Source organism: Oryzihumus sp. JJN4-3R, from assembly GCF_057747915.1.
The window spans coordinates 2687203-2712596 of sequence record NZ_CM173229.1; the positions used below are offsets into that span (position 1 = coordinate 2687203).

The window sequence follows — 25394 nt, forward strand, 5'->3', positions numbered from 1 at the left end:
GGTGGACTGGGTCAGCGCGGTCGAGCGGCTCCGCAGTGAGCGACGGCCCGGGGTGCTGGTCACCCTCGTCACCGTCCGTGGGCACTCCCCGCGGGAGGCCGGCGCCAAGATGGTGGTGGCGGCAGACGGCAGCTGGGGCAGCATCGGTGGCGGCAACCTGGAGGCGACCGCTGTCGCGCGGGCACGCGCGATGCTCACCCGGCCCACCGGCATACCGGAGCTGTTCGAGCTGTCCCTCAACGAGCGCGCCCCGGCCGAGCACGGCCAGCAGTGCTGCGGCGGGGAGGTGAGCATCCTGCTCGAGCCGCTCGCCGTCGCGCCGGCGGTCGCCGTCTTCGGGGTGGGCCACGTCGGGCTGGAGCTGGCCCGGATCCTGGCCCGGCACGACCTCGAGCTGCACCTCGTCGACTCCCGCGCCGGGCAGCTGAGCGACGAGCGGCTGGCGGTCCTCGCCGACGCGGTCGCCCGGGTTCACGTCCACCACGCGCCGGTCCCCGAGCTCGTCCTGGGGCAGGTGCCTGCGGGCACCCACGTCCTGGTCATGACCCACGACCACGCCGAGGACGCGGCCCTGTGCGACGCCGCCCTGCGCTGTGCTCACCTCGGGTCGATCGGGCTCATCGGCTCGTCGGCGAAGTGGCGGCGCTTCGAGCAACGCCTTGCCGCGGAAGGACATTCGGCCGCCGACCTGGCACGCATCCAGATCCCCATCGGGCTGCCCGGGATCACCGGCAAGGACCCGGCCACCGTCGCGGTCAGCGTGGCCGCGCATCTGGTCCGGGTGTTCGAGGCGGCGGCCGCCGGCCAGGAGGCGCACCGATGACGCTGTTCCGGGCGACCGTCCTCGACACCCCGGTCAGCCCGTTCGCCGGCGGGGCGCTGCGGTCCGAGCAGGACGGCGCGATCCTGGTGCGGCAGGGGCGGATCGCGGCCCGCGGGGCGTGGGCCGACGTGCGGGCGCAGCACCCGGATGAGGACGTCGTCGACCTGCGCGAGGGGGTCCTGCTGCCCGGCTTCGTCGACACCCATGTGCACTTCCCGCAGGTGCGCGTCATCGGCGGGCTGGGCATGCCGCTGCTGGACTGGCTGGACCGGTGCGCGCTCCCGGAGGAGGCGCGCCTGGCGGATGCGGCGGTGGCGCACGGCGTCGCGCGCGACTTCGCCACCGGCCTCGTCGGCGCCGGCACCACGAGCGCCCTCGTCTTCGGCTCCCACTTCGCCGGTGCCGTGGACACGATGTTCGCCACGGCCGAGGCGTGCGGGCTGCGGGTCACCACCGGCCTCGTCGTCTCCGACCGGGGCCTGCGCCCCGAGCTGCTCACCACCCCCGAGCGCGCCTACGAGGAGGCGCGCGGGCTGATCGCCCGCTGGCACGGCCGCGGCCGCCTCCGGTATGCCGTGACGCCCCGCTTCTCCTTCTCCGCCAGCGACGCCCTGCTCGAGTCCTGCGCGGCCACGTTCAAGGAGGCGAGTGGGGCGTGGTTCACCTCCCACGTCAACGAGAACCTCGCCGAGATCGCCGAGGTGGCAAGGCTTTTCGACGGTTGCGACTACGTCGGCACCTACGACCGGCACGGTCTGGTCGGCCGGCGTTCGGTGCTCGCGCACAACGTCCACCCCTCCGACGGCGAGCTCGCCCTGCTCGCCTCGCAGGACGCCTCGGTCGCGCACTGCCCGACGAGCAACGCGGCGCTGGGCAGCGGGCTGTTCCCGCTGCGCCGCCATGTGGAGAGCGGGGTCCGCGTGGCCCTCGGCTCGGACGTCGGGGGCGGCACCGGCTTCTCGTTGCTGAAGGAGGGGCTGCAGGCCTACTTCATGCAACAGCTCCTGGGGGCGCAGGGGCTGCCGCTCTCGCCGGCGCACCTGCTGCACCTCGTCACCGCCGCCGGCGCGCAGGCGCTCGGGCTCGGCGACGAGGTCGGCGACCTCAGCATCGGCAAGGAGTTCGACGCCGTGTGGCTGCGGCCGACCCACGGTGACCCGCTCGCGGTGGGGCTGGAGCACGCGCGCTCGCCCGAGGACGCCCTGGCCAAGGTGTTCGCGCTCGGCACCAACGCCGACGTCGCCGGGGTCTGGGTCGGCGGGGACCCGGTCACCCGCCCTCCCCGGTCCTGACGCGTCGTCAGGCCTGGCGCGCCTCCAGACCTGCTGGCTGCGGCAGGTTGCCGGCCGTCAGCCATTCGTCGTGGCCCGGCATGGGCCCTCTGGGGGATCCCCTCACGGCCGGTCGCGGGCACAGTCGGCGCCAGCAGGGTGTTGGCTCGTGCGCTTCGTGACCGCGCCCGGGCGGGAGGCTGCGCTGTGAGTGATGTGGATGTGGTGCGCAGGGCCTATGCGGCGCTGGCCGCCCGGGACATGGACACGCTGGAGACGCTCTTCGCCTGGGACGCCGTCTGGGTGCTGCCGGGGTCGAGCGCCATCTCGGGCACCCACCGGGGCTGGCCCGCGATCCGGGACGAGTTCGTCGCCCTCCTCGGGCCGCTCTCCGGGGGGTCCTTCTGCGCCGAGCTCCTCGACGTGGCCGTCGGGGAGCACTACCTCGTGGCCATCCAGCGCACCAGCGGCGACTTCAAGGGACGGACGCTCGACGTGACCAGCTGCCAGCTGGTGCGGATGGAGCGCGGACTGATCTGTCAGGTCAGCGGCCTCTACTCCGCCGAGTCCGTCGCCCAGGTCGATGCGTTCTGGGTCTGACCACCTAGCCCGTCCCGTACAGCTCCTCGAAGTTGCCGTGGAGGACGCGGTCCTTGAGCTCTTGGGCGACGTCCGCGCCGGCGATCTTCCAGTACTCCCCCCAGAAGTCGCTCCACGGTTCGTCAGAGGCGAACAGCACCCGTTCACCATCGCGGGCACGCGCTTCGAGCTCGGCCCGGGCGACTCGCTGCACCTCATCGGCGAGCAGCCGCACCAATGGGCCAACGAGACCTCTGAGCCAGCGGTCGCCGTCTGGTTCGCCTTGCGCGACAGCTGGAGCGGAAGCCGCCGAGGTCAGGCCCGGTTCCGCTCCTGGCGCAGCACCTCGGCATAGGCGGGCAGGGTCAGGAAGTCGGGGAAGTCGGGGTCCATCGCGCACTCGACGAACAACCGGCGCGCCGCCTCCCAGGCCCCCGACGCGAAGGCGTCCTCGCCCACGGCCGCCCGCAGCGCGGCATACTCCTGCTCCACCACGTGCTCGACGAGCTCGCGGGTGACCTTCTCACCCGAGGCGAGCTGCGCCCCGGAGCTGAGCCACTGCCAGATCTGGGAGCGCGAGATCTCGGCGGTCGCGGCGTCCTCCATGAGGTTGTTGATGCCGACCGCGCCGTTGCCGCGCAGCCAGGCCTGGAGGTACTGGATGCCGACGGAGACGTTGGCGCGCAGGCCCTCCATCGTGCGCTCCCCGGGGGTGGCGGCGACGTCGAGCAGGTCCGCCGCCGAGACGGAGACGTCCTCGCGTTGTCGGTCGAGCTGGTTGGGCCGGTCGCCCAGGATGCCGGTGAAGATCTCCGCGCAGAGGCCGACCAGGTCGGGGTGGGCGACCCAGGAGCCGTCGAAGCCGGCGGTGGCCTCGCGGGTCTTGTCCTCGCGGACCTTGGCGAACGCACGCTCGTTGGCCTCGGTGTCGCGCCGGCTCGGGATGAACGCCGCCATCCCGCCGATCGCGAACGCGCCCCGCTTGTGGCAGGTCCGGACGAGCAGGTCGCTGTAGGCCTTCATCATCGGGGCGTTCATCGTGACGGCGCCGCGGTCGGGCAGGGTGAACTCCGGGCCGGCGTCGCGGAAGTACTTGATGATGCTGAACAGGTAGTCCCAGCGGCCCGCGTTGAGCCCGGCCATGTGGTCGCACAGCTCGTAGAGGATCTCCTCCATCTCGAACGCCGCCGGGATCGTCTCGATGAGGACCGTCGCGCGGATCGTGCCCTGCGGCACGCCGAGGCGCTCCTGGCTGAAGCGGAAGACGTCGTTCCACAGCCGCGCCTCGAGGTGGGACTCCATCTTCGGCAGGTAGAAGTAGGGGCCGCTGCCGCGGGCGATGAGCTCGTGCGCGTTGTGGAAGAAGTAGAGCCCGAAGTCCACGAGAGCCGCGACGACCGGTACGCCGTCGACCGTGAGGTGTTCCTCGTCGAAGTGCCAGCCGCGCGGCCGCGGCAGGATCACCGGTATGCCGTCCGGGTCGGTCAGCGCGTAGTCCTTGCCCTCCGGGGAGGTGAACGTGATGGTCCGGCGGACCGCGTCGTGGAGGGTGACCTGGCCGCCGATGACGTTGGCCCAGTGCGGGGTGTTGGCGTCCTCGAGGTCGGCGAGCCACACCCTGGCGCCGGAGTTGAGAGCGTTGATGGCCATCTTGCGCTCGGTCGGGCCGGTGATCTCCACCCGCCGGTCGCGCAGGTCGGCCGGGGCCGGGGCGACCTGCCAGTCACCCTCGCGGATGGCCGCGGTCTCCGGCAGGAAGTCGAGCCGGCCGGTCCGGGACACCTCGGCGCGGCGGGCGGCGCGGGCCCGCAGCAGCTCGTCGCGGCGGGGGCCGAACCGGGTCTGCAGCTCGGCGAGGAACTCCAGCGCCTCCGGGGTCAGGATCGTCTCGCTGCGCTCGACCGGGCCCCCGGTCACGGTGATCTCAGGCATGGGCGGCTCGTCCTGGAGGGTCTCGGCGGGTTCTCGGTGGCACCTCGGTGGTGCGCTGCGGCGGACGCTAGCAGGGCGCGGGGGCCGTGTGGGCCGGGCTGAGGGGCGCCGGCAGGTCGTGACCTTCGGGCCGTTGCCGGCGCCGGCGGCACCCGCGAAGGTGAGGGCATGAGCTACGACATCGAGCTGCAGGAGCTGCCGGAGCAGACGGCGGCGGTGGTGCGCGCCCACGTGGGCCACCAGGGGATCGGCGACTTCCTCGGCCAGGCGTTCGGCGAGGTCATGGGGGCGGTCGGCCACCAGGGCCTGCACCCGGCCGGCCCACCGTTCGGTCGCTACCGTCCCGCCGAGGACGGCGGCTGGGACATCGAGGCCGGTTTCCCCGTCTCGGCGGCGGCCGCCCCCGAGGGCCGGGTCGAGCCGATGACCCTGCCGGGCGGCCAGGTCGCGCACACGACCCACGTCGGGGACTACGGCAGCCTCAGCGCGGCCTACGAAGCGGTCACCGCCTGGCTGGCCGGGCAGGGCTACGTCCCCGCCGGTGACCCGTGGGAGTCCTACCTCGACGAGCCGGAGGTGGCCAACCCCCGCACCAACGTCTACTTCCCCTGCGTGCCGGCCGCGGCACAGCAGAGCTGAGCAGCCTGTCCGCGGCGGAGCCCGCCCCCGCGCAGGGACCGGCCGGGCGGCCTCCCGCAGAGACGCGCGCCGCCGGGCCACAATCCGGTCATGGAGTCCCCGTGACCCGGTGGGTGCTGCACGTCGACCTCGACCAGTTCATCGCGGCCGTGGAGGTGCTGCGCCGCCCCGAGCTGCGCGGCCGCCCCGTCGTGGTCGGCGGCGACGGGGACCCCACCAAGCGCGGGGTGGTGAGCACGGCCTCCTACGAGGCCCGCGCCTTCGGCGTGCACTCCGGTATGCCGTTGCGCACCGCCGCGCGCAAGTGCCCGGAGGCCGTGTTCCTCCCGGTGGACCGGGAGACCTACGAGGCGGCCTCCACCACGGTGATGGAGACGTTGCGATCGTTCGACGCGGTGGTGGAGGTGCTCGGCTGGGACGAGGCGTTCCTCGGCGTCAGCACCGAGGACCCGGAGGCGCTGGCCGGTGAGGTCCGGCGGCGCGTCCACGAGGCGACCGGCCTCGACTGCAGCGTGGGCATCGGCCAGAACCTGCTCCAGGCCAAGCTCGCGACCGGCTTCGGCAAGCCGGCCGGCACGTTCCGGATCACCCACGACAGCTGGTTCGGGCTGCTCGGGGACCGGCCCACCGACGTCCTGTGGGGGATCGGGGCCAAGACGGCCAAACGGTTGTCCGGCCTGGGGATCCACACGGTCCGGGAGCTCGCGGACACCGATCCGGACGACCTGGCCAAGCAGGTCGGGCCCAAGACCGGCCCGTGGCTGGTCAACCTCGGCCGCGGCCTGAGCCGGGCGCGGGTCACCGGAACCCCGTGGGTCGCCCGCTCCCGCAGCCGCGAGGTGACGTTCCAGGCCAACCTCGAGGACTGGGAGCTCGTGCAGCAGGAGGTGGCCCGGGTGGCGCGGCAGGTCGCCGCCGACGTGGCGGCCGACCAGCGCCCGGTGGACCGGGTCACCGTCAAGGTGCGCTTCGCGCCGTTCGTGACGCACACCCACGGGCACCCGCTGCCCGGCCCGACGCTGGACCCGGGCGTCATCGAGGAGGGCGCCCGGGCCGCGCTGGGGAAGTTCCCCGAGCGGCGCCCGGTGCGCCTCGTCGGCGTCCGCGCCGAGTTCGCCGAGCCCACCGCTGACTCCAGCGGTGCGTCCACCGGCTGACGGTGCCGACCGACGATCACGGCGAGGGGTTGGGGGCGGCCAGGGGCGCTTGGGCGCGCCCGTGATCGTCGCTCGGAGGTGAGCCGGACGCGTGTCGAGGTGAGGTGGGTCGACACCTTGGGGGGCTGATGGGGTCGGGGGACCGGGCGGCACCGTTACCGGTGACAGCACCCGCTCCGTCCGCCCGAAGGGAGACCCGCCATGACCGTTCACCTGCGGGCGTTCGCCGCCTCGACCGCCGCCGGCGCCATGGGCCTGACCCTGGGCCTGGTCATCCGCGACTGGCCCGGCTTCATCGACTGGCTCATGACCCGGCGGGCGCCGGTGACCTGACCGGCTGGGCGTGCACGCTCGACCGACGTCGCGGGCCTTTCGGCGCGACAACCGGGCGAAACAGCCGCGACGTCGGTCGAGCGGACACGCGACCTCGACCGAGGGCCCGGCGCGGGCCGCCGTGAGCAGAGGCCGTCAGCGGGTGCGGACGATCGCCACCGGGCACATCGCGTGGTGCAGCACGCCGTGGCTGACCGACCCGAGCAGCAGGCCGGCAAAGCCACCGCGACCGCGGCTGCCGACCACGAGGAGGTCGGCGCCGGCCGACTCCTCGACCAGCAGCTCGACGGGGTGCCCGCGCAGGATGTGGATCGCGACCTCGACGTCGGGGTACTTCTCGCGCCACCCCGCGATCGACTCGGCCACGACGACCTCCTCGCCGCTGCGGATCTCCTCCCAGTTCCCGGCCCACGGCGACTCGGCGAGGATGCCCTCGACGTACTCCCACCACCACGCGTGCACCACGGTGAGCCCGGCGTCGCTGATCGAGGCGTGCTCGAAGGCGTAGCCGATCGCCGCCGCCGAGGCCTCGGACCCGTCGACGGCGACGACCACCCGGCCCGCGCCCGCGCCGTCCTGGGCCGCGTGCTCGCGGGTCACGACGACGGGGCACCGGGCGTGCATGGCGACCTGCTGGGAGACCGAGCCGAGCACCGCCGAGCGGCCGGCCCCCCGACCCCGGGCGCCGAGCACCACGGTGTCGGCCACCCCGGATGCCTCGACCAGCAGCGCGGCCGCGGCACCCCGGGGCGTCTGCGCGCTGACCCGGACGTCGGGAGCGGCCAGGCGCGCGCGGCTGATGCTGCCCTGGGCGACGACGTCACCCTCGGCGCGCCGGGAGTCGGGGTCCCCGGCCGGGCTCGAGTTCTCGCCATGGTGGTCGGGCAGGGCGTGGATGAGGTGCAGCGGCAGGTTGCGGCGGGCCGCCTCGACCGCGCCCCAGACGATGGCGTCGTGGCTGTGCGGCGAGCCGTCGACACCGACCACGATGCTGCCGCGCGGCACGGACTCCAGGCTCATCTCGACTCCCGTGAGGTACGCCGTGCACGTCGTGCGCGGTCCATGCCCACCATCGCCGCGTGGCGCCGCCAGGGGCCAGAGTCCTAGGTCCCCGGCGCGGTGCGCGCCGGTCGCGGTCCGGTCCGGGGCAGATGAGCCCCCCCAACCCAGCGGCGTCCGATGGGAGGCGTGATGACCCGGGTCCTGACCGCCGTGGTGGTGCTGCTCCTGGCCGTGCCCACCGCCGTGCGGCTCCTCGGCGACCACGGCCAGGTGCCGCTGGTCGCCGTCGTGTCGCTCACCCCGTATGCCGTGCCCCTCCTCGCGCTGGCCCTCGCCCTGCTGCTGTGGCGGCGTCGGTGGTGGGCGGCTGCCGCCGCCGGGGTCCTGCTGACCACGAACCTCGTCTGGCTGGTGCCGCTGTGGGTGCCCGACCGGGCGCCGGTGTCCGGCGCCACCGGGCTGACGGTCATGACGGCGAACCTGCGCCTGGGGGAGGCGGACCCGGCTGCCGTCGTCGCGGCGGTCCGTGCCCGCCACGTCGACGTCCTCGCACTCGAGGAGCTGACGCCCGAGGCCGTCGTGGGGCTGCGCCGGGCCGGCCTGGAGCGCGAGCTCGGCCACCACGTGCTGGAGCCGTTGCCCGGGTCCTCCGGCGCCGGGCTGTGGTCCCGCCTGCCGCTGACCTCCGCGGCCGCCTGGGACGCGACCTCGGCCATGCCGTCGGCGACCCTCGCGGTCGGGGGGCGGCGGGTGGCCGTCCACGTGCTGCACCCCTACCCGACCCTGCTGTCCGGCTCCGCCCACTTCCGCGCCGACTACGCCACCCTGACCGGGCGGGTCGCCGCGCTCGACCCCGCGACCCCGACCGTCCTGCTCGGCGACCTCAACGCCACCGTCGACCACAGCGAGCTGCGGGCGCTGATGGGACAGCGGTTCCGCGACGCCCCCGAGCTCGCGGGCAGCGGCCTGCTGCGCACCTTCACACCCTCCCGCCGACTGCCCCCGCTGCTCCAGCTCGACCACGTCCTCGTCGACCCTTGGTTCGGGGTGACCGACACCGCCGTCGTCGACCTGCCGGGCAGTGACCACCGGGCCGTCGTGGCCCGGCTGGGACTGGCTCCGCGCTCCTGACGCGAGCACCCGGCATACGTGCAAAAGCGCAGGTCAGCGGGACGTTGGGCATGTTGACCGCGCGGTCAGGGCGACGCACGATGGTGGTGTCCGGTCCGCCTCGGAACGACGGACCATCAGTTGCAGGAAAGGTGGTTGGTCCGCATGAGGAAGTGGACTCATCCACAGGATTTCGCCGCGCTCATCGCTGGTGTCTACGCGGCGCTGTCCCCGATCTGGACGACGACCACGACGAAGGCCACATGGACGATGGTCGTCCTGGGCGTGCTCACTGCCGGACTGGCGCTCGTGTCGCTGGCCAGGCCGGACATGATGTCGTCCGAGGGCGCCCTGGCCGTGCTCGGCATCGCGTTCATCGTGGCGCCGTGGGTCATGTCGTTCAGTGGCACGTCGTACCGGGCCCTGGCCTGGACGTCGTGGATCGTCGGGATCGTCACCCTCGCCGTCGGCGCGCGTGACATGCAGATGACCCGCACCGCACACCGCGGTGGCGGCGTGGCCGCTGCTCACTAGCAGGGTCACCATGGTGCGGGCTCGCGCGGCAGCATCCGGGCGGGCCCGTCACCGCGTCCGCCCGGGCGGCGGGAGCGGTGACGGGCCGGCGACGCAGACCCGCGACCGGATCCTCGACGCCGCCGAGGAGCTCTTCGCGCACGAGGGCTTCGAGGCCACGCCGACCTCCCGGATCGCAGAGGAGGCCGGCGTCGCCAAGGGGCTGCTCTTCTACTACTTCCCCCGCAAGGCCGACCTGCTGCAGGCGCTGCTCGAGGAGCGCCTGCCCGAGCCGCCGACCTGCGGCGTGGCCACCGTCGCCCGGCGCGGCGACCTCGTCGGCTCGCTCGTGCGGCTGGCCCGGGCGCTCGACCTCGGCGGCCGGCACCCCCGGTTCCTGCGGGCCATCCTGTTCCGCGAGGTGGGGCTGCACCCCGAGATCGGTGAGCACCTGCGGCGGCTGCGGGCCGGCCTGGTCGAGCTGACCGAGCAGGTGCTCGACGCGGCCAGCCCGCACACGCTGAACCGGCACCGTCGCCGGGAGGCGGCCGACACCTACGTCTCGTTGATGCTCTACGAGGCCGACGCCCGGCACCGGGGCGGCGTCGTGCCCGACCTCGCGGCGGCCGCCGCCGTGGTGGCGCGGGCGCTCGCCGGCCCGGCCTTCGCCTGACCCCGTGCTCAGCTCAGGCCGGTTTGCTCAGCTCAGACCGCTTTCCAAGCGCCGGAGGGGGCCTCAAAGCGGCCTGGGCTGAGCAAAGCTGTCTGGCCGGCCTTCGCCTGACCCATGCGTCAGCAGTTGGGCGTCGCCGTGGCCTCGGGTGCGGGCGGGGCGATGGTGCGGAACCTCGCGCCGAGGACCAGGTCCACCGAGGAGTCCGGGCGACCGTCGCGCTGCAGCGCCGCACCGGGGACGAGCGTCGCCGCCAGCTTCGCGGCCGCCGCGCCGCTGGTGCCGTAACGGATCTCGGCGACGCCCGGCACGGTGCGGTGCATGGGGTCGTTGCTCACCGTCGCGATGAGGTAGCCCTGGTCACGCAGGGCGTCCGCGGTCGAGCGGGCCAGGCCCTGGCGGCCGGTGGTGTTGTAGATGTTGACCGTCACGTCGGCGGGGGACAGCGTGTGCGGCGGCGGGGTGGGGGCGAGGGTGTCGGTCGGTGTCGGGCACGGCACGGCCGCCGCCCGGGGTGACGCACCGACCCAGCCCTTCACGTAGGCGGCCGCGTAGAGGAAGACCGCGAGCAGGAGCAGCGCGACCAGGGTGAGGGTGAGCGCGGCGCGGATCTTGCGCCGGCGGCGGGACACGTCACTCTCGTCGAGGTACGCCACCGCCACCTCCCCAGGGTCCTGGTGCTACCCCGTGATCATGCCGCGGCTGGGCCGCCAGTCAAGGACCGACAGGGCTCAGTCGAGGACCAGCACCCGCGCGTGCAGCGCGGGCCGCTGGTGCAGCGCGGCGCGCAGCGCCCGGTGCAGGCCGTCCTCGAGGTAGAGGGTGTCGCGCCACTGCACCACGTGGGCGAACAGGTCGCCGTAGAACGTGGAGTCCTCGGCGAGCAGCAGCCCGAGGTCGAGGACCTTCTTGGTCGTCACGAGCTCGTCGAGTCGGACCATCCGTGGGGCCACGTCGGACCAGTCCTTGGCGGACTCCAGTCCGTGGTCGGGGTACGGCCGGCCTTCACCGACGGCTTTGAAGATCACCGCGCCAGTGTAGGCAGGGGTGGCTACAGTCCGAGAATGAGCGATGCCACGCCGGCGCAGAGCCAGCTCGAGTCGATCCGCTCCGGCTACGCCTTCACCGGCGCGGCGCTGGACCTCGGGGCCGCGGTCGAGGGCGGCACCGCCCACCCCGACGTCCCGGTGCGCATCCCGCTCGGGGTCCTCAACCGCCACGGCCTGGTGGCCGGGGCGACCGGCACCGGCAAGACCAAGACGCTGCAGCTCATGGCCGAGCAGCTCTCCGCGGTCGGCGTGCCCGTCTTCCTCGCCGACATCAAGGGCGACCTGTCCGGTATGGCGAGTGCCGGGGTCGCGAACGACAGGGTCACCTCCCGAGCGGGTGAGGTGGGGCAGGAATGGGTGGGCACGGCATACCCGGTGGAGTTCCTGTCCCTGGGCGGCCAGGGGCGCGGGGTGCCGGTGCGGGCGACGGTCACCTCCTTCGGGCCGACGCTGCTGGCGAAGGTGCTCGGGCTCAACGACACCCAGGAGTCGAGCCTGGGGCTGGTCTTCCACTTCGCGGACAAGCACGGCCTGCCGCTGCTGGACATCAAGGACCTGCGTGCGGTGATCAGCTACCTGACCTCCGATGAGGGCAAGGCCGACCTCAAGGAGCTCGGCGGGCTGTCCGCGGCCACGGCCGGGGTGATCCTGCGCGACCTGATCGCCTTCTCGGACCAGGGCGCCGAGGTCTTCTTCGGTGAGGCCGAGTTCGACACGGCCGACCTGATGCGGGTCGCGGCGGACGGCCGGGGGGTGGTCACCTGCCTGGAGCTGCCGTCGCTGCAGGACCGGCCGGCGCTGTTCTCGACCTTCCTCATGTGGCTGCTGGCCGACCTGTTCCACGACCTGCCCGAGGTCGGCGACCCCGACAAGCCCAAGCTGGTGTTCTTCTTCGACGAGGCGCACCTGCTCTTCGAGGACGCGAGCAAGGCCTTCCTGTCGGCGATCGAGCAGACGGTGCGGCTGATCCGGTCCAAGGGGGTCGGGGTGTTCTTCGTGACGCAGACGCCCAAGGACGTGCCGCCGGGCGTGCTGGCCCAGCTGGGCAACCGGGTGCAGCACGCGCTGCGAGCCTTCACCCCCGACGACGCCAAGGCGCTCAAGGCGACGGTGTCGACGTTCCCGCGCAGCGGCTACGACCTCGAGGAGCTGCTCACCCAGCTCGGCACGGGCGAGGCCGTGGTCACGGTGCTCTCCGAGCGGGGGGCGCCGACGCCGGTCGCGTGGACCCGGATGCGCGCCCCGCTGTCGCTGATGGCGCCGTCGGCGGACGATGTGGTGCAGCAGGCCGTCGCCGCCTCGCCGTTGCAGGCCCGGTATGCCGTGGCCCTCGATCGCGAGTCGGCCTACGAGAAGCTCCAGGCCAGGCTGGCATCGGCGCCCGGGCCGGGGCAGGAGCCAGCTGTTCCTGCTCCCTCGGTACCGGCACCGGTGCCGGCGCCGGTGCCCAAGCCCGCACCCGCCCCACGGTCGGCGGAGAAGCCGCAGGAGTCGGTGGTGGAGCAGGTCGTGGAGTCCCCGGTGTTCAAGTCGATGCTCCGCTCGGCCGGCACGGTGATCGGCCGGGAGATCACCCGCAGCCTCTTCGGCACAGCCCGTCGCCGCCGCTGACGGCCCCGCCACCGCCGGCGCGCCCGCTGACCCGCCGCCGGCGCGCCCGCTGACCCGCCGCCGGCACGCCCGCTGACCGACGCAGGCGCGCCCGCTGACTGCCGCCGGCGCTGACCTCGGCGCGCGGGTTCGTCACACCTGCGCAGGTCTGTCCCTGCGCATCGGTGACGAACCTGCGCGAGCGCGCCCGGGTAAAGGGTTGGTCAGGGCTGGTCGCCGACCGTTGACCCCCGAAACGTGACGTGAGTAACTTCCGCAACGTAGACATAGTGCGTGAATCGTTCACACCACGGAGGCGTCATGCCGCAGTCCTTCCCGTCCCGACGGCTCGTCTCCGCGGCGCTCGCGGGCGGCCTCGGGCTCGCCCTCGCGGCCGCCTGGGTGGCCCCCGCCCAGGCCCATGAGGAGCACGGGCCTCGCGGCGCGCTGGAGCAGGCGCTGCAGCGGATGTCGTTGGAGGAGAAGGTCGGCCAGCTCTTCGTCCAGAACGTCTACGGTTCGGACGCGACCACGCCCGACTCGCGCAACATCCCGCTCTACGGCGTGGCCAGCCCGGCCGAGGTCGTGAAGAAGTACCACCTCGGCGGCGTCATCTACTTCGCCTGGACCGACAGCGTGAAGAACCCCGACCAGATCACCGGCCTGTCCAACGGGCTCCAGCAGGCGGCGCGCGAGAGCGGCGCCCACATCCCGCTGCTCGTCGGGGTGGACCAGGAGCAGGGTGTGGTCACCCGGATCGGGCCGCCGGCCACGCAGTTCCCCGGCTCGATGGCCCTGGGTGCCGGGCGGTCCACCGCCGATGCGCGCACCGCCGCGGCCATCACCGGCCAGGAGCTCAAGGCGATGGGCATCACCACCGACTACGCCCCGGACGCCGACGTCAACATCAACCCGCTCAACCCCGTCATCGGCACCCGCTCGTTCTCCTCGCACACCGACCTGGTCTCCGACATGGTTACGGCCCAGGTTCAGGGCTACCAGCAGGACGGGCGGATCTCGGCCACGGCCAAGCACTTCCCGGGCCACGGCGACACCGCCACCGACAGCCACACCGGCCTGCCCGTCATCACCCACAGCCGCGAGCAGTGGGAGGCGATCGACGCCCCGCCGTTCAAGGCGGCGATCAAGGCCGGGGTCGACGAGATCATGACCGCCCACCTGCTCGTGCCGGCGCTGGACCCGTCGGGCGACCCGGCGACGCTGAGCAAGCCGATCCTCACCGGCATCCTGCGCGACCAGCTCCACTACAAGGGCGTCATCACGACGGACTCCCTTGCCATGCAGGGAGTTCGTGACAAGTACGGCGACGCCGAGGTTGCCGTACGCGCGGTCCTCGCCGGCGCCGACCAGCTGCTGATGGCACCGGCGATGGACGACGCCTACAACGCGGTCCTGGACGCGGTGCGCTCCGGCCGGATCAGCCAGAAGCGGCTCGACGAGAGCGTCGGCCGGATCCTCACCCTGAAGTGGAAGCGTGGCGTGATCGCCCACTCCTGGACCGACCCGACCAAGGTCTCCGGTGTCGTCGGCACCCCCGACCACCTCGCCGCGGCGAACGCCGTCACGGACCGCACCGGCACGCTGGTCGCCAACGACGACAAGACCCTGCCGTATGCACCGGCGGGCAAGAAGGTGCTCGTCACCGGCTACGGCGTGGGCACCACCCAGACCCTGGCCGACGGCCTCGCCAAGCGCGGCGCGACGACGCAGGTCGTGCAGACCGGCAGCGCCCCCAGCGACGCCGCCATCGCCTCGGCCGTGGGAGCCGCAGCCGACAAGGATGCTGTCGTCGTCACCACGATGAAGGCCTGGGACACCAAGGCCACCGACCCCAAGGCCGGGCAGCAGCGGCTCGTGCAGCAGCTGCTCGCCACCGGCAAGCCGGTCATCGTCGTCGCGGTCCGCGACCCCTACGACATCGCCTACCTGCCGGGCGTGAAGACCTACCTGGCGACCTACTCCTACAGCCCGGTGGCCATCGAGTCGGCGGTCCGCCTCATCACCGGCGAGGTGGCTCCGAGCGGCAAGCTCCCGGTCGACATCCCGGCCAAGGACGACCCGCAGAGCGTCCTGTTCCCGTTCGGCCACGGCCTCACCTACTGATTCCGGACCACCGACGCGAGCGGAGCACCGACATGAGCGACATCAACCGCCGCCGGGTCCTCGGCGCCGCCGGGCTGGGCCTCGCGGCCCTGCCCCTGACCGCAGCCACGGCCCGGGCCGCCCAGCGGGCCGACCCGGGCACCGGGGTCGCCGAGGGTGGCGAGGACGGCCGCGAGGGCGTCGGCCGGGGCCGGGTCACCACCGGCGCCGAGCGGCTCTCGCTCACCGGGTGGTCGGAGCTGCGCGGCCAGCGGGTCGGCGTCATCACCAACCCCACGGGGATCCTGCGCAACCGGCACAGCATCGTCGACGAGATGGTGGCGTCGGGGAGCGTCGACGTCGTCGCGGTGTTCGGCCCCGAGCACGGCTTCCGCGGCACGGCGCAGGCCGGCTCCAGCGAGGGCACCAGCACCGACCCGCGCACCGGCGTCACGGTCTACGACGCCTACGGCGCCAACGCCGACAAGCTCACCACGATGTTCCGCCAGGCCGGTGTCGAGACGGTGGTCTTCGACATCCAGGACGTCGGCGCCCGCTTCTACACCTACATCTGGACGATGTACACGGCGATGCGGGCCGCCGTCGCCACGGGCTCGCGCTTCGTCGTACTCGACCGGCCCAACCCGGTCGGTGGCACGGCGCGCGGCCCGATGATGACCAAGCCGTGGGAGAGCGGCATCGGCCTGAAGGAGATCGTCCAGGCCCACGGCATGTCCGTCGGCGAGCTGGCGAAGTTCTTCGACGGTGAGTTCCTCGAGGGCGACGCAGGCGGTCGCCTCCAGGAGCTCACCGTCGTGCCCGTGAGCGGCTGGCGCCGCGACGTGCCGTATGCCGGGACCGGGCTCCCGTGGGTCATCCCCAGCCCCAACATGCCCACGCCCGACACGGCGCTGGTCTACCCGGGCACGGGCATGTTCGAGGGCACGCTGCTCTCCGAGGGGCGAGGCACGACAAGGCCGTTCGAGCTCATCGGCGCCCCCTTCGTCGACTACCGCTGGGCGGAGCGGCTCAGTGGGCTCGACCTGCCCGGCACGGCGTTCCGCGAGGCCTACTTCACGCCGACCTTCAGCAAGCACGTCAACAAGGTCTGCGGCGGGGTGCAGGTCGAGGTCACCGACGCCCACCTGTTCGACCCGATGCGCACCGCAGTGGAGATGATCGTGGCGGCCAAGGCGCTCTTCCCCGAGTTCGGCTGGCGCTACGACAGCTACGACCCCGTCCGGCCGTACTGGATCGACAAGGTCACCGGCTCGACCCGGCTGCGCGAGATGGTCGACGCGGGAGCCTCGGCTGCCGAGGTCACCGGCGCGTGGGCCGAGGAACTGAGGGCCTTCGAGCGCGCCCGCCGTCCCTACCTGCTCTACCCGGGGGCGTGAGCGGCGATGACCTCCCGACGCGCCCTGGGTGCCGGACTGCTCGCGGTCGTGGTTGGCTGCTCGGTCATGGCGTCCACTCCTGCCTCGGCCGAGGGCTCCGCCGCACACCGCGACGAGCGACGCAGTGGCCGGTTCGACTCTCCCTTCACGGGATTCGCCCCTGCCGGCACCGTGCTGCGTGACCGCTCGCCCGAGCAGCTCGGCATGGACCCGGCCCCGCTGGACGCCAGCTTCGCCCGGATCAAGGCGTGGGAGGAGCCGAGCGGCACGACCCACCCGATGTATGGCGGGGCGGTCGCCCTCGTGGGCCACGACGGTGCCGTCGTGCGCACCCAGGCGAGCGGGTGGGCGCTGCGCTATGCCGACGCGGCCGGCACCGAGCTGCCGCGCGACCAGTGGCAGCCGATGCGCGAGGACACCCTCTTCGACATGGCCTCGGTCTCCAAGCTGTTCACCTCGATCCTGGTGATGCAGCAGGTCGAGCGGGGCGCGATCGACCTCGACGCGCCCGTGGCGACCTACCTGCCCGCGTTCGGCGTCAACGGCAAGGACTCCATCACCGTCCGCCAGCTGCTGACCCACACCTCCGGCCTGCCGGCGTGGTTGCCGCTGTGGAGCGCCCGGCCGGACAAGGCCTCGCGGATCCAGATGGTCATGGACGCCAAGCCGTCCAGCACCCCGGGCACGAAGTACCTCTACTCCGACCTCAACCTGATCACCCTCGGCGTGCTCGTCGAGAAGCAGACGGGCCAGGGGCTGGACCAGGTGCTGCGCGAGCGGGTCACCGGGCCGCTCGGGATGACCGACACGGGCTACAACCCGACCGAAAAGGAGCGTGCCGCCGCAACGGAGTTCGAGGCCAGCCCGCCCCGCGGGATGGTCCAGGGCGAGGTGCACGACGAGAACGCGTGGTCCCTCGGCGGCGTCGCCGGCCACGCCGGGGTCTTCTCCACCGCCCGCGACATGGCCGTGCTGGCGCAGACGATGCTCAACGGCGGCACCTACCGCGGCCACCGGGTCCTCAGCAGCGACAGCGTGCGCCAGATGATCACCAACCTCAACCAGGCCTTCCCCGGCAACGCGCACGGCCTGGGCTTCGAGCTCGACCAGCGCTGGTACATGTCCGGCCTGTCCAGCCCGATGACCGCCGGGCACACCGGCTTCACCGGCACCTCGGTCGTCATCGACTTCATGTCGCGCTCCTTCGCCATCCTGCTGACCAACCGGGTCCACCCCAGCCGGGCGTGGGGCAGCAACAACCCCTCCCGGCGCGAGATCGCCCAGGGCCTGGCCCTCTCCCTCGGCGTGCAGCCGCGGCACGGGCGCACCGAGTGGTTCAGCGGGACGCAGGACGCCACGACGGCCACGCTGACCACGCCGGTCCTGGACTCCGCGGACCCCTCCCGGCTCGGCTTCGACCTGTTCGTCGACACCGAGGAGAGCGACCCGCTGACGCTGGAGTCCAGCCGCGACGGCGGGCGGACGTGGCAGCCGGTGCCGTTCACGATGCGTGACCGGGGCCAGGTCGAGCCCACGGCCGGCTCGGTCGCGACGAGTGGCACCCGCCGCTGGGTCCAGGCCGACGCAGACCTCCCGGCGGGACCGGTGCAGGTCCGGTGGCGCTACACCACCGATGCCCTGTATGCCGGTCGCGGCGTCTTCGTCGACGGTGTCCGGGTCGTGGGCGCCAGGGGAGTGCTGCTCGACGCGGAGCGCCAGCCCGACGCCCTTGTTGGGCAAGGCTGGTCCGTGGTGAGTCGCTAGGTCGTAGGGTCAAGCCGTGAGCTCTTCACCCGATCCCCAGCCAGCGTCCCCGACGAGCGGGGCGTCGTCCCTGCTGGTGCGCCTGCGCGCCGTGCGGCCGACCCTCTCGCCCGCCGAGGACCGGGTCGCCGAGCGGGTGCTCGCGGACGCCCGGGGCGCGGCGGCGCTGACCATCAGCGAGCTGGCCGCCGCGGCGAGCACGTCCGAGACGACGGTGCTGCGGTTCTGCAAGCGCCTCGGCCTGCCCGGCTACCCCCAGCTGCGGCTGGCCCTGGCCGAGGAGTCGGCGCAGCCGCGCACGGCCGCCGCCCCCAAGACCGACATCAGCGCCGAGGACAGCATCGACGACGTCATCCGCAAGATCGCGTTCGCCGACGCCAGCGCCGTCGAGGAGACCGCTGACCAGCTCGACCGGGCCACCCTCGAGGCGGCCGCCAAGGCCATCGCCGGTGCCCGCAGGGTCGACGTCTGCGGCTCCGGAGCCAGCGGCGTGGTCGCGGCCGACCTGCAGCAGAAGCTGCACCGCATCGGCGTCGTGGCGTTCGCCTGGATCGACCCGCACATCGCGCTCACGAGCGCCGCGCTGCTCCAGGACGGCGACGTGGCCGTCGGGGTCTCGCACAGCGGCACGACGCGGGAGACGCTCGAGGCGCTGCAGCTGGCCAAGTCCCGCGGGGCGACCACCGTCGCGGTGACCAACTTCCCCTACTCCCCGCTGGCGCGGGCCGCCGACCTGGTCCTGACCACGGCTGCCCGGGAGACCTCGTTGCGCTCCGGGGCGACGGCCAGCCGCATCGCGGCGCTGACCGTCGTGGACTGCCTCTACATCGCGGTGGCCCAGCGCAACCTGCCCGCCGCGCTCCAGGCCGTGCGCTCCACCCGCAGCGCCGTCTCGGGCCACCATCTCGAAACTCATTGACATCATTGACTAGGGGTTGGTGAGAAACTAACCTCCGGGGGGTGATCGATGACGCAGTGGTCGGAGCGCCCGAGGCCTCGGTGACGGCTCCGACCGAGGAGCGTCACCCGGACACCCACACGATCGACGCGATGGGCACCCTCGACCTGCTGCGCACGATCAACTCCGAGGACGCCCGCGTGGCTCCCGCGGTGGCGGCGGTCCTGCCCGAGCTGGCCGCGACGGTCGATGCTGCCGTCGAGCGGCTGCGCGCCGGGGGATCGGTGCACTACTTCGGCGCCGGCACCTCCGGCCGGCTCGCGGTCCTCGACGCCGCCGAGCTGCTGCCCACCTTCAACGCCCCCGAGGGGCTCTTCGTCGCGCACCACGCCGGAGGGGCGGAGGCGCTGCTCCGGGCCGTGGAGAACGTCGAGGACGACGCCGTCCTGGGCGCCGCCGAGGCCGCCGGGCTGACCGACGCCGACGTCGCCGTGGGCCTCACCGCCTCGGGGCGCACGCCATACGTCGCCGGGGCCTTGGAGGCCGCGCGCGCCGCGGGCGCTCTGACCGTCCTCGTCACCGCCAACCCGCAGGCGGAGCTGGCGCCCCTCGCCGACCACGTGCTCGCGCCGGACACCGGCCCGGAGGTCATCACCGGCTCCACCCGGCTCAAGGCCGGCACCGCGCAGAAGCTGGTGCTCAACAGCTTCTCGACCGCGGTGATGGTCCGGCTCGGGCGCACCTGGTCCAACCTCATGGTCGACGTCGTCGCCACCAACGCCAAGCTGCGCGGGCGGGTCATCCGCATCCTGCGCGAGGCCAGCGGCGCCGACGAGACCTCCGCCCGCGCCGCGCTCTCCGCGGCCGACGGCGAGCTGAAACCCGCCCTCGTGACGCTGCTGGCCGGCATACCGGCCGACGCCGCGCGCGAGGCGATCGAGACACACCACGGATCGGTGGCCGCAGTCCTGCGCGCCATCCAGCACACTGCGCAGGCACACGAACAGGAGACAGGGCAATGGCATTGACGAACCGACGTGGCTGGGCCGCGGTCGCGATGGTTGCGGGCGCGGTCGCGCTCTCGGCGTGCGCGCCCTCGACCTCCTCGGCCGGCGGGTCCGGGTCCGACGGCAAGACCACGATCTCGGTCTGGTCCTGGCGCACCGAGGACGTGGCGGCGTACAACGACATCTTCGCCGTCTACGAGAAGTCCCACCCCGGCGTGAAGGTGGACTTCAAGGCCTTCAAGAACACCGAGTACAACCAGATCCTCACCACCGGCCTCGCCGGCTCCAGCGGCCCCGACGTGGCGCAGGTGCGCTCCTACGGCCAGCTCCAGCCGACTGTCGCCGCCGGCAGCCTGGTGCCGCTGGACGGCAAGGTCGACCTGTCCGGCTGGGACGCCAACGTCGTCAAGAGCGCGCAGGGCAAGGACGGCAAGACGTATGCCGTGCCGCTCGCCAAGCAGACGCTGCAGATGTTCTACAACCAGGACGTCTTCGCCAAGGCCGGCGTCAAGCCGCCGACCACGTGGGCGGAGTTCCTGGACCTGAACAAGAAGCTCAAGGCCGCCGGTGTCACGCCGATGGCGGTCGGCGCCAAGGACTCCTGGACGCTGCCGATCATCCACGAGGTCGTCGGCGCCTCCACCTTCGGCGGCAGCAGCTTCGAGAAGGCCGTGATGAGTGGCCAGAAGACCTTCGCCGACCCGGCCTGGGTCGCCTCCGTCAAGGAGCTGAGCGACCTCAAGGCCTACATGCCGGACAGCGTCGTGGGCGTGGCCTACACCGACGCCCAGATCCTGTTCACCTCCGGCAAGGCCGCGATGTACCCCGGCGGCTCCTTCGAGCTCGGCTTCTTCCAGAAGCAGAACCCGGCGCTGAAGCTGGGCGTCTTCCAGGTCCCCGGCCCCGCGGAGTCGGCGCCGAGCACGCCGGGCTACGCCGACGGCTCGTTCGGCGTCTCGGCGAAGTCCGACGCGCAGAAGGCCAGCCTGGACCTGGTGAAGTGGATGGCCACCAAGGAGTTCGGCCAGCTGGTCGCCGACAAGATCAAGCAGCTCTCGGCCGTGCCGGGCGTGACCTACAACGACCCGCTGCTGAAGCAGATGGCCGACAGCTACGCCAAGAACCCCTCGCCGTACCTGCTGCTGACCGACTTCCGCTACGGCACCCCGACCGGCACCGACCTGCTCGGCACCGGCGTGCAGGAGCTGCTGCTCGGCAAGAAGAATGCGGTCGCGGTCAACAAGGACCTGCAGACCGGCGTCTCCCAGTGGTTCAAGCCCCAGGCCTGAAAGTGAGCGCATGACCCGCCGCAGCGGCCTGTTCTTCGTCGCCCCCGCGCTGATCCTCTTCGGGATCTTCGTGCTCTACCCGATGGCGTCCGCCCTCAGCTACGCGTTCTTCTCGTGGCAGGGCACGGCGCGCGGGGGCTTCGCGGGCCTGGACAACTTCCACGCGCTCTTCACGCAGGAGCCGTTCAGGAGCCAGCTGCCGCGGGCGTTCGACCACAACCTGGCGTTCTTCGCCGGGACCATGCTCATCCAGAACACCCTCGGCCTGGGCATCGCGGTGCTGCTGCACCGCCGGCCCCGGACCCGGCGGGCGCTGCAGACGCTCTACGCGATGCCCTACCTGGTCAGCCCGATCGTCATCGGCTACCTGTGGACGTTGCTGCTCTCGCCGACGTTCGGCCCGGTCAACGCGCTGCTGCGCGAGGTCGGGCTCGGCTCGCTCGCGGTGCCGTGGCTGGGCGACCCCGGCACCGCGCTGTGGGTGGTCATCCTCGTCAGCGCATGGCAGTGGGTCGGCTTCCCGGTCCTGCTCTACGGCGCCGCGCTCGGCGGGGTCCCCGAGGAGCTGTCCGAGGCCGCGCGGGTCGACGGGGCCAGCCACTGGCAGACGTTCCGCTCGATCGTCTTCCCGCTGCTCGTCCCGGCGATCGGCACGGTCAGCGTGCTGACCTTCATCTTCGCGATGGAGGCCTTCGCACTGCCCTACGCGCTCGGCGGCTCCACCGGAAACCCCGCCGGCGCAACGGACTTCATGTCGCTGCTGTTCTACCGGACGGCCTTCGAGAACGGCTCGACCAACGCGATCGGGGTCTCCTCCGCGATGGCGACGCTGCTGTTCGCCGTGATCTTCGGCGGTGCCGTCCTCGCCACCCGCGTCCTGCGACGCGCCGAGGGACGGATCGCCGGATGACCACCACCCTCGTCCCGGACACCGACCGCGCGAGCCGGCCCACCGGCATACCGGCCCGGGGCCCGCGCAGGCGCACGCCGCGCCCGGTCGGCGGCCTCGTCGGCAGCGTCGCGCTGTGGACCTACGCGGTCGGCGCCCTCGTGCCGCTCGTGCTCATGGTGGCCAACTCGCTGCGCACCACGGCCGACCTCTACAACAACCCGCTGTCCATGCCGTGGCCGCCGTCGTTCGACAGCTACCGCGTCGCGTGGACCGACGGACACTTCGGCGACTACTTCGTCAACTCGCTGCTGGTCACCATCGGCGCGGTCGCGCTCTCGACGGCGGTCTCGACGATGGCCGCCTACGCGCTGGCGCGGACCCGCTCGCGGATCTTCTCGGTCCTGGAGTCGGTGTTCGTCAGCGGACTGATGCTGCCGATCCACCTGGCGATCCTGCCGGTCTTCTACCTGCTGGACGGCATGCGGCTGGTCGACTCGCGCTTCGGCCTGATGCTCGTCTACGCCGCGGCCGGCGTGCCGTTCTCGGTCTTCGTCCTGACGACGTTCTTCCGCCAGCTGCCGCCCGAGCTGGAGGAGGCCGCCACGATCGACGGCGCCAGCACGTGGCAGACGTTCGTGCGGATCATGGTGCCGCTGGTGCGCCCCGCCGTGGCGACCGTGGTCGTCTTCCGCTTCGTGCCGATCTGGAACGACTTCCTGTTTCCGTTGGTACTGCTGCGTTCCCGCGAGAAGTACACCGTCCCGGTCGGCCTGACGAGCTTCTTCGGGGAGTACTCCACGAACTGGTCCGCGCTGTTCGCCGGGCTGGTCATCGCGACGGTGCCGCTCGTCGTGCTCTTCCTCGTGGCCACCAAGCAGATCGTCGCGGGGCTCACCGCCGGCATGAGCAAGTGAGCGCGTGAGCCTCGTCCTCGGCGTCGACATCGGCGGCTCCGGCATGCGCGCCGCGTGGTCCAACGGATCCGCCCATGGCGCAACGGTGCTCGCCGACGGTGCCGCCATCGGCCCGGACGGCATCGACGTCGCCGCGCTGCTCACCGCCCTCCAGCCGTATGCCGTGCAGCTCCCCTCCCAGCCCGACGTCGTGGTCTGGTCCATGCGCGGCCTGACCACCCTGGCCGACCCGCAGGACGTCATGGGCCGGGTGGGGTCGGTGACCGGGGCGCGGCGCACGGTCGTGGTCAGCGACGCCCTCGCCAGCCTCGTCGGAGCGATCGGCGGGGTGCGCCCGGGCGCGGTGCTGGCCGCCGGCACGGGTGCGGTCATGCTCGCCACCGACTTCGACACGGTGTGGCACCGCGGCGACGGCTGGGGGCACGTGCTCGGCGACCGCGGCTCGGGGGCGTGGATCGGGCTGCAGGCGGTCCAGGCGGCGCTGCGTCACCGCGACGGGCTCGACGACGGCTCCGCCGACCTGCTGGTCACGATCACCGACCTGTGGGGCGACCCCTACACGTGGCCGCGGGCGGTGATGACCGGCCGGAGTGCGCCGGCGGCCCTGGCGGCGCTGGCGCCGGTGGTCGGTGAGCTGGCCGGCTCCGACCCGGCGGCTGCGGCGATCTGCCGCGAGGCGGGGCACGAGCTGGCCCGCACCCTGGCCACGGGTGCCTTGAAGGTGCCCGGGGCGAGGTTGTGCGCCGTCGGCGGGCTGCTGCGGATCCCGGCGGTCTGCCAGTCGTTCCACGACGCGGTCGGGCTCCTCGGGCTGGCACTGGCGCCGGCGCAGGGCACGGCGCTGGACGGCGCCCTGCTGCTCGGCCGGCACGTCGGCGAGGGGCGCGCCCTGGCCGCGCACCCGCCATACCTCCTGCTGTCCTGAGCCCCTGCCGCTTCCGGGTGGTCGAGCCCGGAACGGTCGGGCTACCCGGCGGCCCGGATCACCACGACGGGGCACGTCGCGTGGTGCACGCAGTGCTGGCTGACCGAGCCGAGCATGGCGCTCGAGAAGGTGCCGTGACCGCGGCTGCCGACGACGAGCAGGTCCGCGCCCTCGCTCGCGTCGACGAGCGCAGCGGCCGCATGACCGCGCACGACCTGCCGGACCACCGGCACGCCCTCGGCGAGGCGGGACACCTGCTCCAGGGCCGCGTCCTGCTGCTTGCGGGCATCGCCCTCGAGGTCGACGTCGCCGTACATCGGGATGTAGCCGTAGGCGGTCGAGACCTCCCACGCCGTGACGGCGTGCAGCTCCGCGCCCGTCGCACGGGCCTGGCCCAGGGCCCAGCGCAGGGCGGCCTGCCCGCACTCCGACCCGTCGACCCCGACGACCACGACCGGTGACTTCTGCTCGCTCATGCCCGCAGCATCGCTCCCGGCCGCCTCCGGCCACAGGGACCTCGGGCCCGACGCCCGGGGTCGTCCCTTTGACGGACAGAAGCTGGCACCGTCGAGGAGACACTGGGCGCCGGTGCGCCGCCGGCGGCGGGGTCGGCGGCCGCCGCGAGCCGGAGGGACGCCGCCACGATGCTGACCGCCCTGGCCCGGGAACAGCACCACGACCCGGCCCTGGACACCGGCCAGCTGTGGTTCGCCGCGCCGGCGCTGGTGCTGCTCGTGCTCGTCACGGTGTGGGCGTGGCGCCGCGGACGCGGACCCGGGGCGGCGCTGGCACTGGTCGCGGTGTCAGGCCTGTGGCTGCTCGCGGACCCGGTGCACGCGCCGAGCCTGTGGACGTTCCAGGAGTCGCATGCGATCACCCCGGGGGACCTGCTCGTGCTGCCGACGCTCGCCGTGGCGGTCGCGGTCCTGCGCCGCGGCCTGCGGTCGAGGGAGCCGGCCAGGCGTTGAAGCCGGGGGGAGCCGTCGGGCTTCGCCCTCCTCCCAGATCCCGCGCCCGCAAACGAGAACGGTCCCCGACGCAGGCGCCGAGGACCGTTCGTTGTGGCGGAGGATGGGGGAGCCGTCGCTGCGCTCCTCTCAAATCCCGAGAGGCCTCTCGCCACATGGCAAAGCCCCTCGTCGCGATGCTCCGAGGGGCTTGCCATCTGGCGGAGGATGGGGGATTTGAACCCCCGAGGGTTTTATCCCAACACGATTTCCAATCGTGCGCACTAGGCCACTATGCGAATCCTCCGCGGAGGAGGCTACCGGACACCTGCCCGATGTCCCCAATCGGGTCGGGACCGACCGGACGACCCCTTGGCGTGGCCGATTTCGGCGGCACGGACCCGCTGCTCTAGAGTGGGCGCAGACCCCCCGTGTGGTGGTACCTCACTGAACTCCCCCAGGGCCGGAAGGCAGCAAGGGCAGGTGAGCTCTTCCAGGTACGCGGGGGGTCCTCTCATGCCCCGATGCAGGTGATGGCCGGACCAAGTGGAGACTTCTTGGGGCCCTGACCCCAACAACCCTCCACG

The 25394-nt window shown here is 72.8% G+C and carries 26 protein-coding genes, 1 tRNA gene and 1 other RNA gene; 21 read left to right on the top strand and 7 right to left on the bottom strand.

Features of this window, described 5'->3' with window-relative positions; translation table 11 throughout:
- Position 1 precedes the first annotated feature (1 nt).
- From xdhC to AC3ANM_RS12795, 3 genes are all read left to right on the top strand, one after another.
- On the top strand, positions 2-823 hold the full coding sequence (gene xdhC, locus AC3ANM_RS12785; protein WP_488284796.1) for a xanthine dehydrogenase accessory protein XdhC: 822 nt from the start codon (positions 2-4) through the stop codon (positions 821-823).
- Positions 820-2115 carry a guanine deaminase gene (locus AC3ANM_RS12790; RefSeq protein ID WP_488284797.1) on the top strand — a complete coding sequence of 432 codons (1296 nt, stop codon included), beginning with the start codon at positions 820-822 and terminating at the stop codon, positions 2113-2115. The genes xdhC and AC3ANM_RS12790 overlap by 4 nt, the downstream gene beginning before the upstream one ends.
- A 186-nt stretch (positions 2116-2301) precedes the next feature.
- Entirely contained in the window at positions 2302-2694 is a 393-nt protein-coding gene (locus tag AC3ANM_RS12795; RefSeq protein ID WP_488284798.1) for a nuclear transport factor 2 family protein, read from the top strand.
- A 4-nt stretch (positions 2695-2698) separates the two neighbouring features.
- Here AC3ANM_RS12795 and AC3ANM_RS12800 read toward each other — a convergent pair whose 3' ends face one another.
- Together AC3ANM_RS12800 and aceB are read right to left on the bottom strand one after the other, a co-directional pair.
- The gene (locus tag AC3ANM_RS12800; RefSeq protein ID WP_488284799.1) at positions 2699-2833 is read right to left on the bottom strand and encodes a hypothetical protein; all 135 of its coding nucleotides are present in this window, start codon (positions 2831-2833) and stop codon (positions 2699-2701) included.
- 155 nt (positions 2834-2988) lie between these two features.
- Positions 2989-4605: a malate synthase A gene (aceB, locus tag AC3ANM_RS12805; RefSeq protein ID WP_488284800.1), complete on the bottom strand. Its 1617-nt coding sequence runs from the start codon at positions 4603-4605 to the stop codon at positions 2989-2991.
- A 168-nt stretch (positions 4606-4773) separates the two neighbouring features.
- Here aceB and AC3ANM_RS12810 point away from each other — a divergent pair, with 168 nt between their 5' ends.
- From AC3ANM_RS12810 to AC3ANM_RS12820, 3 genes are all read left to right on the top strand, one after another.
- Positions 4774-5244, top strand: coding sequence for a GyrI-like domain-containing protein (locus AC3ANM_RS12810; RefSeq protein ID WP_488284801.1), 471 nt, complete (start codon positions 4774-4776; stop codon positions 5242-5244).
- Between the two features lie 101 nt (positions 5245-5345).
- Positions 5346-6401, top strand: coding sequence for a DNA polymerase IV (locus AC3ANM_RS12815; RefSeq protein WP_488284802.1), 1056 nt, complete (start codon positions 5346-5348; stop codon positions 6399-6401).
- Positions 6402-6602: 201 nt separating this feature from the next.
- A complete protein-coding gene (locus AC3ANM_RS12820) occupies positions 6603-6734 on the top strand; it encodes a hypothetical protein (RefSeq protein ID WP_488284803.1) in 132 nt (43 codons plus the stop codon).
- Positions 6735-6869: 135 nt separating this feature from the next.
- On the opposite strand, the gene AC3ANM_RS12825 is transcribed toward AC3ANM_RS12820, so the two are convergent.
- The gene (locus tag AC3ANM_RS12825) at positions 6870-7754 is read right to left on the bottom strand and encodes a universal stress protein (RefSeq protein ID WP_488284804.1); all 885 of its coding nucleotides are present in this window, start codon (positions 7752-7754) and stop codon (positions 6870-6872) included.
- Positions 7755-7925: 171 nt separating this feature from the next.
- On the opposite strand from AC3ANM_RS12825, the gene AC3ANM_RS12830 reads away from it, so the two are divergent.
- The 3 genes from AC3ANM_RS12830 to AC3ANM_RS12840 all read left to right on the top strand — a co-directional run bounded on the left by AC3ANM_RS12830 (position 7926) and on the right by AC3ANM_RS12840 (position 10032).
- Complete coding sequence (locus AC3ANM_RS12830; protein WP_488284805.1) at positions 7926-8867, top strand: endonuclease/exonuclease/phosphatase family protein; 942 nt, start codon at positions 7926-7928, stop codon at positions 8865-8867.
- A 144-nt stretch (positions 8868-9011) separates the two neighbouring features.
- Positions 9012-9380, top strand: a complete 369-nt coding sequence (locus AC3ANM_RS12835; protein WP_488284806.1) for an SPW repeat protein — start codon at positions 9012-9014, stop codon at positions 9378-9380.
- Between the two features lie 10 nt (positions 9381-9390).
- Positions 9391-10032, top strand: coding sequence for a TetR/AcrR family transcriptional regulator (locus AC3ANM_RS12840; RefSeq protein ID WP_488284807.1), 642 nt, complete (start codon positions 9391-9393; stop codon positions 10030-10032).
- A gap of 119 nt (positions 10033-10151) precedes the next feature.
- Here AC3ANM_RS12840 and AC3ANM_RS12845 read toward each other — a convergent pair whose 3' ends face one another.
- On the bottom strand, positions 10152-10688 hold the full coding sequence (locus AC3ANM_RS12845; RefSeq protein ID WP_488284808.1) for a LytR C-terminal domain-containing protein: 537 nt from the start codon (positions 10686-10688) through the stop codon (positions 10152-10154).
- A 75-nt stretch (positions 10689-10763) separates the two neighbouring features.
- Positions 10764-11060 carry a type II toxin-antitoxin system VapB family antitoxin gene (locus AC3ANM_RS12850; protein WP_488284809.1) on the bottom strand — a complete coding sequence of 99 codons (297 nt, stop codon included), beginning with the start codon at positions 11058-11060 and terminating at the stop codon, positions 10764-10766.
- 36 nt (positions 11061-11096) lie between these two features.
- Between AC3ANM_RS12850 and AC3ANM_RS12855 the strand changes: the two genes are divergently transcribed.
- The 10 genes from AC3ANM_RS12855 (at position 11097) to AC3ANM_RS12900 (ending at position 23860) form a co-directional block, all read left to right on the top strand.
- On the top strand, positions 11097-12692 hold the full coding sequence (locus tag AC3ANM_RS12855; protein ID WP_488284810.1) for a helicase HerA-like domain-containing protein: 1596 nt from the start codon (positions 11097-11099) through the stop codon (positions 12690-12692).
- Between the two features lie 300 nt (positions 12693-12992).
- The gene (locus AC3ANM_RS12860; RefSeq protein WP_488284811.1) at positions 12993-14795 is read left to right on the top strand and encodes a glycoside hydrolase family 3 protein; all 1803 of its coding nucleotides are present in this window, start codon (positions 12993-12995) and stop codon (positions 14793-14795) included.
- A 32-nt stretch (positions 14796-14827) separates the two neighbouring features.
- The gene (locus AC3ANM_RS12865; protein ID WP_488284812.1) at positions 14828-16171 is read left to right on the top strand and encodes an exo-beta-N-acetylmuramidase NamZ family protein; all 1344 of its coding nucleotides are present in this window, start codon (positions 14828-14830) and stop codon (positions 16169-16171) included.
- Between the two features lie 6 nt (positions 16172-16177).
- Positions 16178-17935 (top strand): serine hydrolase domain-containing protein, encoded by a 1758-nt coding sequence (locus AC3ANM_RS12870; protein WP_488284813.1) that lies wholly within the window; start codon positions 16178-16180, stop codon positions 17933-17935.
- A gap of 16 nt (positions 17936-17951) precedes the next feature.
- Positions 17952-18854 carry a MurR/RpiR family transcriptional regulator gene (locus tag AC3ANM_RS12875; RefSeq protein WP_488284814.1) on the top strand — a complete coding sequence of 301 codons (903 nt, stop codon included), beginning with the start codon at positions 17952-17954 and terminating at the stop codon, positions 18852-18854.
- Positions 18855-18895: 41 nt separating this feature from the next.
- Entirely contained in the window at positions 18896-19861 is a 966-nt protein-coding gene (locus AC3ANM_RS12880; protein WP_488284815.1) for an N-acetylmuramic acid 6-phosphate etherase, read from the top strand.
- Positions 19852-21129 (top strand): extracellular solute-binding protein, encoded by a 1278-nt coding sequence (locus AC3ANM_RS12885; protein ID WP_488284816.1) that lies wholly within the window; start codon positions 19852-19854, stop codon positions 21127-21129. Before AC3ANM_RS12880 ends, AC3ANM_RS12885 begins: the two co-directional genes overlap by 10 nt.
- A 10-nt stretch (positions 21130-21139) precedes the next feature.
- Positions 21140-22039, top strand: a complete 900-nt coding sequence (locus AC3ANM_RS12890; RefSeq protein WP_488284817.1) for a carbohydrate ABC transporter permease — start codon at positions 21140-21142, stop codon at positions 22037-22039.
- Complete coding sequence (locus tag AC3ANM_RS12895; protein WP_488284818.1) at positions 22036-22935, top strand: carbohydrate ABC transporter permease; 900 nt, start codon at positions 22036-22038, stop codon at positions 22933-22935. Before AC3ANM_RS12890 ends, AC3ANM_RS12895 begins: the two co-directional genes overlap by 4 nt.
- Before the next feature lie 4 nt (positions 22936-22939).
- A complete protein-coding gene (locus AC3ANM_RS12900; protein ID WP_488284819.1) occupies positions 22940-23860 on the top strand; it encodes a BadF/BadG/BcrA/BcrD ATPase family protein in 921 nt (306 codons plus the stop codon).
- Positions 23861-23901: 41 nt separating this feature from the next.
- Here AC3ANM_RS12900 and AC3ANM_RS12905 read toward each other — a convergent pair whose 3' ends face one another.
- Complete coding sequence (locus tag AC3ANM_RS12905) at positions 23902-24336, bottom strand: universal stress protein (RefSeq protein ID WP_488284820.1); 435 nt, start codon at positions 24334-24336, stop codon at positions 23902-23904.
- A 168-nt stretch (positions 24337-24504) separates the two neighbouring features.
- Here AC3ANM_RS12905 and AC3ANM_RS12910 point away from each other — a divergent pair, with 168 nt between their 5' ends.
- Positions 24505-24828 (top strand): hypothetical protein, encoded by a 324-nt coding sequence (locus tag AC3ANM_RS12910; RefSeq protein WP_488284821.1) that lies wholly within the window; start codon positions 24505-24507, stop codon positions 24826-24828.
- 198 nt (positions 24829-25026) lie between these two features.
- Here AC3ANM_RS12910 and AC3ANM_RS12915 read toward each other — a convergent pair.
- Positions 25027-25114 (bottom strand) — tRNA-Ser (locus AC3ANM_RS12915).
- 113 nt (positions 25115-25227) lie between these two features.
- Here AC3ANM_RS12915 and ffs point away from each other — a divergent pair.
- Positions 25228-25324, top strand: an RNA gene (gene ffs / locus AC3ANM_RS12920) — signal recognition particle sRNA small type.
- Positions 25325-25394 lie beyond the last annotated feature (70 nt).

What these genes read in the sequence shown, in the direction of transcription:
- AC3ANM_RS12790 (WP_488284797.1), top strand. Translation starts at nt 820, where the DNA reads ATGACGCTGTTCCGGGCGACCGTCCTCGACACCCCGGTCAGCCCGTTC.
- aceB (WP_488284800.1), bottom strand. Translation starts at nt 4,605, where the DNA reads ATGCCTGAGATCACCGTGACCGGGGGCCCGGTCGAGCGCAGCGAGACG.
- AC3ANM_RS12810 (WP_488284801.1), top strand. Translation starts at nt 4,774, where the DNA reads ATGAGCTACGACATCGAGCTGCAGGAGCTGCCGGAGCAGACGGCGGCG.
- AC3ANM_RS12820 (WP_488284803.1), top strand. Translation starts at nt 6,603, where the DNA reads ATGACCGTTCACCTGCGGGCGTTCGCCGCCTCGACCGCCGCCGGCGCC.
- AC3ANM_RS12825 (WP_488284804.1), bottom strand. Translation starts at nt 7,754, where the DNA reads ATGAGCCTGGAGTCCGTGCCGCGCGGCAGCATCGTGGTCGGTGTCGAC.
- AC3ANM_RS12830 (WP_488284805.1), top strand. Translation starts at nt 7,926, where the DNA reads ATGACCCGGGTCCTGACCGCCGTGGTGGTGCTGCTCCTGGCCGTGCCC.
- AC3ANM_RS12835 (WP_488284806.1), top strand. Translation starts at nt 9,012, where the DNA reads ATGAGGAAGTGGACTCATCCACAGGATTTCGCCGCGCTCATCGCTGGT.
- AC3ANM_RS12840 (WP_488284807.1), top strand. Translation starts at nt 9,391, where the DNA reads ATGGTGCGGGCTCGCGCGGCAGCATCCGGGCGGGCCCGTCACCGCGTC.
- AC3ANM_RS12855 (WP_488284810.1), top strand. Translation starts at nt 11,097, where the DNA reads ATGAGCGATGCCACGCCGGCGCAGAGCCAGCTCGAGTCGATCCGCTCC.
- AC3ANM_RS12860 (WP_488284811.1), top strand. Translation starts at nt 12,993, where the DNA reads ATGCCGCAGTCCTTCCCGTCCCGACGGCTCGTCTCCGCGGCGCTCGCG.
- AC3ANM_RS12865 (WP_488284812.1), top strand. Translation starts at nt 14,828, where the DNA reads ATGAGCGACATCAACCGCCGCCGGGTCCTCGGCGCCGCCGGGCTGGGC.
- AC3ANM_RS12870 (WP_488284813.1), top strand. Translation starts at nt 16,178, where the DNA reads ATGACCTCCCGACGCGCCCTGGGTGCCGGACTGCTCGCGGTCGTGGTT.
- AC3ANM_RS12885 (WP_488284816.1), top strand. Translation starts at nt 19,852, where the DNA reads ATGGCATTGACGAACCGACGTGGCTGGGCCGCGGTCGCGATGGTTGCG.
- AC3ANM_RS12890 (WP_488284817.1), top strand. Translation starts at nt 21,140, where the DNA reads ATGACCCGCCGCAGCGGCCTGTTCTTCGTCGCCCCCGCGCTGATCCTC.
- AC3ANM_RS12895 (WP_488284818.1), top strand. Translation starts at nt 22,036, where the DNA reads ATGACCACCACCCTCGTCCCGGACACCGACCGCGCGAGCCGGCCCACC.
- AC3ANM_RS12905 (WP_488284820.1), bottom strand. Translation starts at nt 24,336, where the DNA reads ATGAGCGAGCAGAAGTCACCGGTCGTGGTCGTCGGGGTCGACGGGTCG.
- AC3ANM_RS12910 (WP_488284821.1), top strand. Translation starts at nt 24,505, where the DNA reads ATGCTGACCGCCCTGGCCCGGGAACAGCACCACGACCCGGCCCTGGAC.